Below are 12,467 nucleotides of genomic sequence, written 5' to 3'. Positions count from 1 at the left end.
CCTCATAATATATCAATCTATTCACAAGGTCAACAGCCTAAAAAGCTATGTACAATGCAAATGTAAGGGTTTTTATGAAGGGTTCCATTTTTGTAACAAAAAGTTCAATATTTGTTCTACACTGTCCTGAATAATTTTTTGCTTAAGATCTACTTTTAAATGCTCAAGCGGAACCGGCTTCAACATATAGAGTGAATCACTTATCTCTGTATGCTGTCGCCAAATGCGATCAGATGTGACAAACACCACATGCTGAAAATGATCTTGTAATGATTTTTCCATCGTGAGAAGTTCTATTTTTTTACTTTCATTTGCTTCTAAATATGTATAAGGAGGGAAAAGAAATACTCTCCCTTTTAACTGCCTTTCAAGTTCCTCCACTACAAGTGTTGTAAACTCCCCCAATGACACTGTTTGTTTGATTTGCCCTACATCAATCCCAACTAATGGAATGATAGCGGTATCAATGTAATCTCGAGATTGCAAAAAGCTGTCTGCGTCCTCCGCCTTCCACTTCATTCATTTCCCCCTCTTTCATTGACATAAGCCCTGCCTGATAGGGCAAGGCTTATGGTTCAGGTTATGATAATAGATTTAATTCTTTTGCTAGCTTAGCAAATGTCTCTTGATCATGACGGTCAAGAGCATCATCTATTTCCTTCATTAAACGTTCCTTTTGAAAAGTGGCAATTGAATGATCGAGCACTTTCTCAGCCAGATCCTTATCCTTTTCATTTTCGTAAAGATCCTTTGGAATATGCGGGTTTGTTTCAAGAACAGCTGCGTATTCCGGCGAACGATAAGCAGAACGGAAATTCAATTGAATAAACAAATCTTGCTGTTTATTCAGCCGAATGTCATGAAATGACTTTTCTGCATCTGTCGTCATGATATTTTCTTTATAAAATCTAAAGGGAACTTCATCCACACAATGTGTTGACATAATGATTCCCCTTGGGCAGAAGTCTGCTTGCTCTACGAAATGGACCTTTTCCATCAAAGAGTCGTGACTCATTAAATAATTTAATATCCAAACACACTCTCTTCGCTTTAGTTGATAATGGTTTAAGAACCATCGGATAAATTCCTTTTTTTCATTGACAGAAACAGGGGTCTGCATGTTATTCCCTCCTCTATCGTAAAATAAATTGCTATACATGAATTATTCAACAAACAGCTCTTCATTCCTGCAAACTACAAGGAAATTTCGTCTTCAATTCTTAAAATCGTTTCTTCAATTTCTTCATTCGTGCCATCTTTTTGAAGAACTTTACGCAATAACGGCAATGCTTCTTTTTGTCTGCCTTCTTCTAAAAGGAACGAAGCGTATTCATATAAAAAGTCTCGTTCCTCATCAAAATCAGGCAGAGCAAGCTTAAAGTACTCGGCGGCTTCTTTGTACTCTTCTCGTCCGACAGAAGCAGAAGCTGCATACCAATTAAACTTCGGATCATCTTCCCCAAAACTTTTTACTTCTTTGATCAAGTCAAGAATCTCATCAAAAAGCTCTTCATTTAAATAAATAGCAAGCAAAGTGTGAACCGCTTCAATATATCCAGGGTCAAGCGCAAGTGCTTCCTGAAGAAGTTTTTTAGCATCTTCTGCATTTCCATTTTTCAAATCAATCTTTGCACCGTATAAGTATAGTTCTTTGTTATACTCATCAATTTTAATACCCGCTTTTACTACCTCTAATGCCTCGTGATACAGTCCTTCTTCCTCATAACTTTTCGCTAAAGGCATGTAAAGCGTAGAATAAGACGGATCAATGTCTTTTAACTCAGAAAGCTGTTGAATGGCAGTTTTCGTCCTGCCAGCCCTCATAGCAGTTAACCCATATCCGAATAGTGTATTCGGGTCTGCTTGGTCTTGCACTGCCTTTTCGTACCATTCAAGTGCATCTTCAAATTCTCCTGCTGTACTTAACGATTCGGCTAGCCGCTGATATACATTGACGCCACCAATCTCATCCCTTTGTTTCGCAACTTTATAGAAATAGTCAGCTGCTTTCTTCGAAAGACCTTGGGAAAAATACAGTTCCCCTAGAGCAAAATCAATGACAGCTTCATTCGGAAGTAGTTCTTTCGCTTTCAGGAGTTTTTGTTCACTGACTTCAAATAGTCCTTGCATTTGATACAAATCAGCCATTAATAATAGACTTTCTGGATATGCATCATCATCTTCAGGAATCGTTTCTAATACAGAGATCGCCTTTTCCTCTTCGTCTGAATCAATTAACAGTTCTGCATAAAAACAGGTTAATCCGGTTTCTTCTGGATATAAATCATGTAAATCACTGATCAGCTTGCGCGCTTTGTCGATATCCCCCCAGTCATAATATAACTGAGCTGCTTGCGCTTTTTCTTCATCATGCAAATGCTTTTCAGCCTGCGCAAGTGTTTTGAGTCCTTTTTCAGTCTCACCTGCCTCAACTAATTTTATGGCTTCTTGTAATGAACTATTCAAATCAAACCGATCCTTTCTGTTTCCACAAATCTAAACTGTTATTACTTCATATCATAATCCACAGCCGAACTTCCAGCAAATATGTTGCTCTTTGGAAATGAAGCCATTTTGTTGTTTTAGGGACTCTTTTTCATTAAATACTTTACTAAATTGACGTTTTGTAAACTGCGTGATGTACAAAAATCATTTTTAAACCAATAAAATGATTTTTTTCAAGGTTTCATCTTGAGACAAGCTATGCTATATTTCTCTCAAATATGCAAAAGGAAAGAAAAAAGCCTGAGGGCATCCTCAGACTGTTTTCGTTAAATATTCAATGTGTTCAAAGAAATTCGGGTAAGATACACGGACTGCTTCAGTATCTTCAATGTCAATCTCTTGATCTGTTATGCATGCTGCAATACCTAACATCATCCCAATTCGATGATCACCGTAACTTGAGACAACCACACCGCCTTTAAGGTTGGTTTTCCCATGAATTCGCATTCCATCATCCGTAGCTTCAATATCAGCACCAAGCTTTTTCAATTCTGAAACAACCGTATCAATTCTATTTGTTTCTTTTACTTTTAACTCTGCAGCATCTTTTATTATTGTAGTCCCTTCCGCTTGAGTAGCAAGGAGCGCAATGACTGGAATTTCATCAATGAGCCTAGAGATCATATCTCCAGAAATTTCAATGCCCTTTAATGACGAAGTAGAAACCGTCAAATCACCATAAGGCTCTCCACCCTTGGTATCGACTTCATTGATTTCTAAGTTTGCACCCATTTGTTTAAGCACGTCAAGTATGCCAGTTCTTGTATGGTTTAAACCGACATTCTTTAATACAATACGGCTATTTGGAACAATTGAGCCAGCAACTAGGAAAAATGCAGCAGAAGAAATGTCTCCAGGTACAAAAACTTCAGTTGATTTTAACGTTTGTCCACCTTCAATCGAAACACTTTGCGCATCTTCATGTAATGTCACACCAAACATTGAGAGCATTCTTTCCGTATGATCTCTTGATTTGTGTGGTTCAGTTAACGTTGTCGTTCCTTTTGCTTGAAGTCCAGCTAAAAGGACAGCCGATTTAATTTGCGCACTTGCAACTGGAGATTCATAGGAAATTGCCTTTAAATTCCCTCCACGGATGGAAAGTGGTGTAAACTCGCCATTGGCCCTGCCATCAATCTTGGCGCCAAATTGTTTAAGTGGGGCAGTAACACGTTTCATTGGCCTTTTGGCAATACTCTCGTCACCGATGAGTGTACTGTGAAACTCACAGCCAGCTAAAATACCCATCATTAATCGAATGGTTGTGCCGGAATTGCCAACGTCGAGAATTTCGCTTGGTTCCTTAAGTTTATCAAGACCCTTCCCATGAATGACAACATCCGTACCATTTTGCTGAATATCTACGCCCATCTTTCTAAAACAATCAATCGTACTTAAACAATCTGCTCCAGGGAGAAAGTTTTTCACCACTGTTGTCCCTTCAGCAATTGCACCGAACATCACCGATCTGTGAGAGATGGATTTGTCACCTGGAATATGAATTTCTCCATTCATTGGAGCGGTTTTATGAATTTTCATGTTTTGTCACCTCAGTCAGCATAAAATGTATCGTAATTCGCTCTATTTTTTATACAGATTTCTGCCCGCTTGCGATCATCATCTGTTTGAAAACTAATTCTTAAAATACCATTAATGTCTTCGCGCGTTTCAATAATGCGTATATTTGTAATACTAATATTTTCACTAGCTAAATGACCCGTAATCTCCGAAATGACACCGGGATGATCAGGAACATCAACGTAAAGATCATAAAAAGCAGGAATTGCTCCTTTTTTCCTCAAAGGAAGCCCGTCACGATATTCCTTTGCATCTTGAAAATAGGAGTATAGACCTTCGGCATCTTCTTTTTGAACAAAGGATTCAATGCGGTCAATTTCTTTTTTCCATTCATGAAAGCGATCCAAAATTTTGTTTTTGTTGTGTATGAGAATATCTCGCCACATCGCAGGATTACTTGAAGCAATACGAGTAATATCTCGAAAGCCTCCAGCTGCAAAACGTTTCACAAGCGGAAATTGTTCTTCAAAATGATGCGCTTGATGAACAAGACTTGCAGCCACTATGTGCGGGAAGTGACTAATGACACTTGTAACGGCATCATGTTCTTCTGGAGTCATTTCAATAAAGTGGGCATTTGTTCCTTTTAATAGATCCTTCAAACGATCAACAGCTTCACGACTCGTTCTATTTGTTGGCGTTAAAATATAAAATGCGTTCTCAAATAAGAAATCTTTGGCTGCAATAACACCTGATTTATGAGAACCTGCCATTGGATGCCCACCAATAAATTGATAATGAGGAGGCATTGTTTTTTCAGCAAAATGAACTACCTTTTGCTTCGTGCTCCCGACATCAGTAATTGTAAGTTCTCTCTCAATACCAGATGCTGCAATATCATTTAGCATTTTGATGGTTTGTTGTACCGGTGTTGCTAAAATAATGGTTGTCGCTTTTTTTAGGCCTTCCATAAATGAAGCTGTTGTTTCATCAATAATCCCAAGTTTTGTACCAGCAACCATTTGCTCATCAGAAACATCGTAGCCTACAATTTTTTTATGGGGGTATTCTTTTTTGATAGACAGTGCAATTGAACCACCAATTAAACCTAGTCCAGCGATTAATATTGTTTCATTTGCATCGTTCATATTCATCACCTGATTTTTCACAAAAATTAAACAAGCCCATTCAATGGGTTCTATGTATGTTGATATTGGTACAATGAAAGCCATATCCTAAAGCAGGATATGACTTCATTGTGATTCTACGCTCGAATACCTTGTAATAAATCTGCAAGCGTACTTAGGATTTCTTCATTTTGCTCTTTTGTGCCAACGGTAATACGCAGAGATGTTGGGAAACCAAGCGCTTTACCAGAACGAACTATATATCCTTTTTTCAATAATGCATTGAACAATTCATCCGCATCTCTTTTAAAATCAATTAAGACAAAGTTGGTTTGAGATGGATAAATAAACAAACCAAAACGTTCAGCAAATTCATGATATTGCATAAGACCTGCTTCGTTTTTCTGTCTGCATGATTGAATAAAGTCTTGATCGGTTATTGCTGCACGCGCAGCTGCCTGTGCAATACGGCTTGTATTAAACGGCTCTCTAGTAGGTTCAATTGAGGAAATAAGCTCCTCTGACGCAATCCCATAACCTACTCGAAGTGCAGCAAGTCCATATGCTTTAGAAAACGTACGAAGTACGATGACATTTTGATATGAGTTTAATAATGATACACTATTTGGAAAATCGTCCGCTCGAACATACTCAAAATACGCTTCATCTAATACAACAAGTACATGTGCCGGTACTTGATCTAAAAACGTCACAAGTTCTTTTTCTGATAAATGATTACCAGTCGGGTTATTTGGATTACATACCCAAACTACCTTCGTATTAGCATCAATAGCATCTAACATCCCTTGTAGATCGTGGTCGCCACCTTCTAAAAGAGGCACTTCACGAATTTCTGCATTCTCAATCACTGCATTGTGACGATATTGTGGAAATGATGGAGAAGGGATAACTGTATTTGTATGTTGGTCAAGAAATGCTCTCGCAATAATTTGCACAAGTTCATCAGAGCCATTCCCAAATATTAATTGTTTTTCATTTATATGAAGAAATTCAGCCAGTTCAGCTCTTAGACTCGCACTATACCCATCAGGATAAATTGCTAATTGTTCAAGCTCGGCTTGAATGGCCTCTTTTGCAAGTTCTGAACAGCCAAAAGGGTTTTCATTTGAAGCCAGTTTCACAATTTTTTCTAATTGATATTCTTTTTTTACTTCTTCGATTGGTTTCCCAGGTTGATACGGTTTGAGCTGTTTTAATTGTTCCTTAATTTGCAATATGTTTCACCTCATTTGAATGAATAGAGGGGACTAAATGTTTTTGCATATGTTTCAAATTCTCTTAAAGCTTCTTGACGTGTATTGATTGACTGCAACTGCCCTTGAAGCTCTTCAATTTTTTTCACAAGTGCGCTACCCACAACCACACCGTCACTAATTTCATTCATTGACTCTACTTGGTCTCTTGTTGAAATGCCAAAACCTACAGCAACCGGGATTTGACTTAACTGTTTCACTTGTTGAATAAAATCATAAATGGATGCGTCAAAGGATTGTCTGACACCTGTTACACCAAGAGATGAAACACAATACACAAAACCTTCTGCCTTCTCTACGATTTTTTCCAGTCGTTCTTTGCTTGTTGGTGCAACGAGTGAAATATATGAGATGTCATGTATTCGACAGTTCGCCTGTAACTCGCTGCTCTCTTCAAACGGTAAGTCGGGTGTCAAGAGTCCCGAAATATGATTTTTGCGCAGTAAAGCGAAAAAGTATTCTGTATCTAATTGTAACACAGGATTATAATACGTAAATAGTATTACAGGAATTTTCACCCCGTTTTTTTTCATCTCTCCTGCTAATTCTATCGCTTTTACGATATTCATGCCATGATTTAAAGCTCTCTTTGAAGCTCTTTGAATGACAGGCCCATCTGCTAACGGATCGGAATAAGGAACCCCTAGTTCTATCGCATGTGCACCAGCTGATTGAAGGGCTATTGCTAGATCTATTGTGATGTGTGCAGCCGGATCTCCTGCAGTGATAAATGGGATAAATAATTTTTCTTCTTGCGTTAGATTAAATGTGATCATTTGTTTCATCCTCACTTTCAATCACATTCATCAAAGTCTGGACATCTTTATCCCCTCTTCCTGACAAGCAGATAAGGATGATGTCATCTTGATTCATGTCACGACTCATATCAAATGCTTTCGCTAAGGCATGTGCTGATTCAATCGCTGGCAAAATTCCTTCTTTTTCTGTCAGCAATTTCAAAGCATCTAGCGCTTCTTGATCTGTGACACTCACATATTGAACTCTTCCGCTCTCATGTAAGTAAGCGTGTTCTGGTCCGATGCCTGGATAGTCTAATCCAGCGGAGATTGAATATGGCTCAATGATTTGACCAAATTCATCTTGAATCAAATATGTCAAAGATCCATGAATGACACCTTTTGTCCCTTTCGTTATAGTAGCTGCATGCAGCGGTGTATCTATTCCTTTCCCAGCCGCTTCTACACCAATGATATCAACATCATCATCTAAGAAAGCTCGATACATTCCAATTGCATTACTTCCACCGCCAACACAAGCAATGACCTTATGAGGAAGCTGACCTTCTTTTTCTAGAAGCTGAGCTCTCGCCTCATCACCGATCATTCGCTGGAATTCGCTGACGATTTGAGGATATGGATGAGGACCAACAACTGATCCAATCATATAAAAATGGTCACTGCAATGCTGCACCCAATAGCGAATGGCTTCATTTGTCGCATCTTTCAGTGTGCCATTTCCGGTGGTGACAGGTATGACATCAGCGCCAAGCAGTTTCATTCGGAAAACATTCAGTGATTGTCTTTCCACATCTTCTTCTCCCATAAAAACGATGCAGGATAGTCCAAACTTTGCGGCAACTGTTGCAGCTGCTACACCATGCTGACCTGCTCCTGTCTCAGCGATAATTTTTGACTTTCCCATTTTCTTTGCAAGCAGTGCTTGACCAAGGGCATTGTTAATTTTATGAGCTCCCGTATGATTTAAATCTTCTCTTTTTAAGTAAATTTTCGCACCGCCGAGGTGTTTTGATAGTTGATCAGCATATGTGAGAGCAGTCGGCCTGCCGGAATAGTTTTGTAAAAGGTCTATATACTCCTTTTGAAAAGATGGATTTTCTTTTAATTCACGAAAAGCTCTTTCAATTTCCTCCAGTGGCTGCATGAGTGTCTCGGGAACAAATTTGCCCCCGAATTCTCCGTATCTGCCAATCTCATTTGGATATGCGTACATAACTGAACATCCTTTCTTCAAGCGCCTTGATCTTTGCGCTGCTTTTCTTTCCGTTTTCTTCTATTCCGCTTGAAAGATCAATGGCTTTTGGACCATAGTCGAGCAGCTTCGTGATAGATGCCGGCGTCACCCCGCCTGCAATGGCGCATGTCTTCTTAAGACGCTTTGCATGCTGAACGTATGCTGGCACTGCCTCCCATGCAAAAGCAGTTCCAGAACCGCCTCTTATTCCTTTTACCTTAGCGTCAATGAGAAACCCATCTACAACAGGAGCGTAGTTCGTCATTTTTTCAAGTGTAGCGAGTAGATGAGGTTCGTGATGAAACACTTTCCATACGATAGCCTCTGTTTGTTGTTTTATTTCCTGTGCTTCTTCTGGTGTTTCATCCCCGTGAAGCTGCACAATGCTGAGCGGGATTTTGCTTGTGATCTCACAGATTCTATTTATCTCTTCATTTACAAACACACCTACAACATCTTTACTGCACTTTGTTTGTTCTAACCAGTGTTTCACTTGATCTGGATCTACTTGCCTTTTACTTGGTGCAAAGATAAATCCTATGGCATCTCCGCGAGATTGTGAGATGCACTCGACATCTTCTCGTGATGCAGCACCGCAATATTTCATATATGGCTTCATCACCGTCATTCACCAAACAATGTCCTGACGGCTTTTTCTTGTGAACTTTCCCTCATGAAAGATTCGCCAACAAGAACCGCTCTAGCTCCTTGCTCTTTAACAAAAGTTAAATCACCAAATGTCTGGATGCCGCTTTCACTCACCAGCATGACATCATCTGGCACAAGAGGAGCAATCTCCTTTGTTTGCTCGATCGTCGTCGTAAACGTATTTAAATTCCGATTGTTCACTCCGATCATCTCTGGGGTAAATACATCTAAAATGTTACTTAGCGTTTTTGCCGCATGAACTTCAACAAGAACATCAAGGTCTTTTTCTTTTGCTTCAGTGTACAGCTCATACAGCTTTTGCGGCTCAAGCACTTCTCCAATCAATAAAATTGCGTCTGCACCTATACGTTTTGACTCCTCTACTTGTATTGAATCAATGATAAAATCCTTTCTTAAAATCGGCAATGAGACATGCTCCTTAATGAGAGATAGGTACTCATTTTTCCCTTGAAAAAAGGGCTCATCGGTCAGTACAGATAAACAATCTGCTTTTGATGTTTCGTATGCTTTCGCTATTTGAAGAGGATCGAAATTTGGCTGAATGATCCCTTTGGAAGGAGATGCTTTTTTCACCTCAGCAATGAGCCCTATAAAGCGATGAGGATTCATCAGTGCTTCTTTAAATGACCGCCTTTCATACTTTCCATCAACAGGTAATTGTAGCGTTTGGACATGTTCTTTTTTACGAGCAATCATTTGATCAAGCATAGATTTTTCCCTCTTTCGTTTTTTGTTTTAAACGGTCTAATTGTTCTTTCGCTGAACCGTTTTCGATGGTTTCTAAGGCTTTTACTGTTCCTGCCATGAGACTTTCTGTCTTTCCTGCCACATATAAAGCGGCACCTGCATTAAGAGCTGTAATATGAAGCGGTGCCCCTTCTATTTGACGATTCAATATATTCAGAATAATATCCGCGCTCTCCTCTGGTGAATTTACTTGTATGTCTGATAATTGTCCTTTTTTCAATCCAAAGTCGTCTGGATTGAGCGTATACTCTTTCATCACATGTTTCTTCAGTTCAATCACATACGAATTTGCTGTAATGGTTAATTCATCTAGCCCATCTTCTCCGCTAACAAATAGGACATGTTCTGGCTCTAAAGGAGCAAGGGCTTTAGCCATTAACTTTGCTTTTTCTTTTGAGTACACACCGATGATTTGCTTTTTGGCTTGCATTGGATGACAAAGCGGACCTAAAAGATTAAATACCGTCCGAAATCCGAGCTGCTTACGAACTGTTGTTACCTGTTTCATGGATGAATAATAGAGCGGTGCAAATAAAAATCCCATATTTTTCTGTTGTATTTGTCGTCTTGTTTCTTCAGGTGTTGATTGTATTTGGATGCCAAGACATTCTAGTACGTCGGCACTCCCGCTTTTAGAAGATACAGAACGATTTCCGTGTTTCGCAATTTTAGCACCGGCAGCAGAGGCTACAATGGCAGCGGCTGTCGATATGTTAAACGTCGATAAGCCATCTCCTCCAGTGCCGCACGTATCAACGACATCAAGAGATTCATCCATTGGAGCTACATTCTGTCTCATCGCTCTCACAAAACCTGTTATCTCTTCTGATGTTTCTCCTCTATGAGCTAAGATGGATAGACTTGCCGCAACTTCAGCATCTGATAAAGAGCCGCTCATCATATCGTGCATCAACAAGCTTGCTTCTTTTTCAGTTAAAAGAGCCCCATTAACGAGAGCTAATAGTCGTTGATTCATCTTGCACACTCTCCTTTTCTGAGAAAATATGTTCAGCAAGTTGAATCGCTTTAAGTAGCGCTCCAGCTTTGTTGCACGTCTCTTCCCACTCGTTTTCAGGAACAGAATCAGCTACAATACCTGCACCTGCCTGTATGGATGCGGTATTGTTTTGAACACTCATGGTTCGAATGGTGATACAGGAATCAATATTACCGTCAAACCCAATATAGGCAATACAACCGCCATACGTTTCTCTTGGCTCTGGCTCCATCTCATTTAATAATTGCATGGCTCTAATTTTAGGTGCACCTGTTAATGTCCCTGCCGGAAAGGCTGACATTAATGCGTCTACTGGATGAGTATCCTGCTTCAGTTTTCCTGTCACAATTGAGATCATGTGCATGACATGTGAAAAGTTCACCACTTTTGTGAAGACTGGAACTGATACACTCCCATATTCAGCGACGCGTCCTACATCATTTCTTGCAAGATCTACTAGCATGTAATGCTCTGCTTTTTCTTTTTCATCATGGAGCAGCTCTTTTGCAAGTGCAGCATCCTCTTCTTTTGTCGCCCCTCTTCTTCTTGTTCCGGCGATTGGATGAATTTCTAAATGTCCATTTCTCGCATGTATTAATCGTTCTGGAGAGCTGCCTACTAAGTCACGATCTTTCAATTTAATAAAATACATATACGGTGAAGGATTCACAATCCGAAGGACACGATACAATTCAAATGAACTCACGGTCACGGGCATATCAAAACGCTGTGAGAGAACCCCTTGAAAAATATCACCGGCTCTAATGTATTCCTTTATTTTTTCTACATCGTTTAAAAATTGCGCTTTTTCATAAGTGGAGGTGACCTGATCAAAGGACGGCGGTTCATTTAGATTTCCTGATAAAATCAATTCTTTCATGTCAATCTGCGTGTGGAGCTGTTGAATCATTTTTTTGAGCTTCTCATGATTTTTGTTGTATGCTTGTATTTTTTCGTCCTCTGTTTCATTCCCTGTCAGGTGAGTATATTGAATAAAATAGACATGGTTGGTTTTATGGTCAAATGCAATCATGGTTTGACAGACAAACAATGTACAGTTATCTGATGTCGATGCTTTTGCATGCGACCTGACGGATGGTTCAATGCTAGGGATGAGATCATAACCTAAGTAGCCGACAGCTCCTCCCGTAAACGGAATGTCAACGTCTGGTGTCTTGATTTGATAATGGTCATTCATCCAGTCTAGTAAATCTTTCAGCTCTGACTTTTGCATCACCTCCTGCCCTGCTGCATCAAGTGCAATATATTGGTGCTGTTTCTCTTGTAATGTTAAAAATGGATGTAAACCAATGAAAGAGTATCTTGACCAGCTAGAAGACTCATCCTTGCTTTCTAACAGATACACAATGTCATGATTGAGCTTCTCAACAATTTGAATCGGTGAGATCGTATCCACTGTAATGGTTTCAACAATGGGGATTGTTTTGTAAGATAGACTATCTTGTAAAAATTGGGTAATATTTGATTGAAAATTCATAGACACACTCCTTAAATAATGTTAAGGAGAATGAGGGGAAATTATAGGGGCATTTGTTTGAGTATACGAAATAAGCCTAAAAGAGGGTTCCCCTTTTAGGCAGTATGATTAAATAGAAGTATCGTATCTCTGCTCAACTC

General features: G+C 39.4%; 12 protein-coding genes. All 12 read right to left on the bottom strand.

Going from position 1 to position 12,467, the window contains the following annotated elements; genetic code table 11:
• Positions 1 to 72 precede the first annotated feature (72 nt).
• Positions 73 to 519: a YpiF family protein gene (locus ACIQCE_RS10470; protein WP_400494867.1), complete on the bottom strand. Its 447-nt coding sequence runs from the start codon at positions 517 to 519 to the stop codon at positions 73 to 75.
• A gap of 61 nt (positions 520 to 580) precedes the next feature.
• Positions 581 to 1,120 (bottom strand): ReoY family proteolytic degradation factor, encoded by a 540-nt coding sequence (locus ACIQCE_RS10465; protein ID WP_400494865.1) that lies wholly within the window; start codon positions 1,118 to 1,120, stop codon positions 581 to 583.
• A 74-nt stretch (positions 1,121 to 1,194) separates the two neighbouring features.
• Positions 1,195 to 2,466, bottom strand: coding sequence for a tetratricopeptide repeat protein (locus tag ACIQCE_RS10460; RefSeq protein ID WP_400494863.1), 1,272 nt, complete (start codon positions 2,464 to 2,466; stop codon positions 1,195 to 1,197).
• A gap of 291 nt (positions 2,467 to 2,757) precedes the next feature.
• A complete protein-coding gene (gene aroA / locus ACIQCE_RS10455; RefSeq protein WP_400494861.1) occupies positions 2,758 to 4,044 on the bottom strand; it encodes a 3-phosphoshikimate 1-carboxyvinyltransferase in 1,287 nt (428 codons plus the stop codon).
• 11 nt (positions 4,045 to 4,055) lie between these two features.
• Positions 4,056 to 5,171, bottom strand: coding sequence for a prephenate dehydrogenase (locus tag ACIQCE_RS10450; protein ID WP_353855427.1), 1,116 nt, complete (start codon positions 5,169 to 5,171; stop codon positions 4,056 to 4,058).
• Positions 5,172 to 5,287: 116 nt separating this feature from the next.
• Positions 5,288 to 6,385, bottom strand: coding sequence for a histidinol-phosphate transaminase (hisC, locus tag ACIQCE_RS10445; protein WP_400494858.1), 1,098 nt, complete (start codon positions 6,383 to 6,385; stop codon positions 5,288 to 5,290).
• Between the two features lie 11 nt (positions 6,386 to 6,396).
• Positions 6,397 to 7,200 (bottom strand): tryptophan synthase subunit alpha, encoded by an 804-nt coding sequence (gene trpA / locus ACIQCE_RS10440; RefSeq protein ID WP_400494855.1) that lies wholly within the window; start codon positions 7,198 to 7,200, stop codon positions 6,397 to 6,399.
• Complete coding sequence (gene trpB, locus ACIQCE_RS10435) at positions 7,187 to 8,395, bottom strand: tryptophan synthase subunit beta (protein WP_400494852.1); 1,209 nt, start codon at positions 8,393 to 8,395, stop codon at positions 7,187 to 7,189. The genes trpA and trpB overlap by 14 nt, the downstream gene beginning before the upstream one ends.
• On the bottom strand, positions 8,376 to 9,044 hold the full coding sequence (locus ACIQCE_RS10430; protein ID WP_400494850.1) for a phosphoribosylanthranilate isomerase: 669 nt from the start codon (positions 9,042 to 9,044) through the stop codon (positions 8,376 to 8,378). The genes trpB and ACIQCE_RS10430 overlap by 20 nt, the downstream gene beginning before the upstream one ends.
• Complete coding sequence (gene trpC / locus ACIQCE_RS10425; RefSeq protein ID WP_400494847.1) at positions 9,041 to 9,793, bottom strand: indole-3-glycerol phosphate synthase TrpC; 753 nt, start codon at positions 9,791 to 9,793, stop codon at positions 9,041 to 9,043. The genes ACIQCE_RS10430 and trpC overlap by 4 nt, the downstream gene beginning before the upstream one ends.
• Complete coding sequence (gene trpD / locus ACIQCE_RS10420) at positions 9,786 to 10,808, bottom strand: anthranilate phosphoribosyltransferase (protein WP_400494845.1); 1,023 nt, start codon at positions 10,806 to 10,808, stop codon at positions 9,786 to 9,788. The genes trpC and trpD overlap by 8 nt, the downstream gene beginning before the upstream one ends.
• Positions 10,780 to 12,327: an anthranilate synthase component I gene (gene trpE, locus ACIQCE_RS10415; protein WP_400494843.1), complete on the bottom strand. Its 1,548-nt coding sequence runs from the start codon at positions 12,325 to 12,327 to the stop codon at positions 10,780 to 10,782. Before trpE ends, trpD begins: the two co-directional genes overlap by 29 nt.
• Between the last annotated feature and the right edge of the window lie 140 nt (positions 12,328 to 12,467).

The organism is Bacillus sp. NPDC093026 (genome assembly GCF_044754665.1).
GTDB lineage: Bacteria > Bacillota > Bacilli > Bacillales > Bacillaceae > Bacillus > Bacillus maqinnsis.
This window is presented reverse-complemented; position numbering and strand designations above follow the sequence as displayed.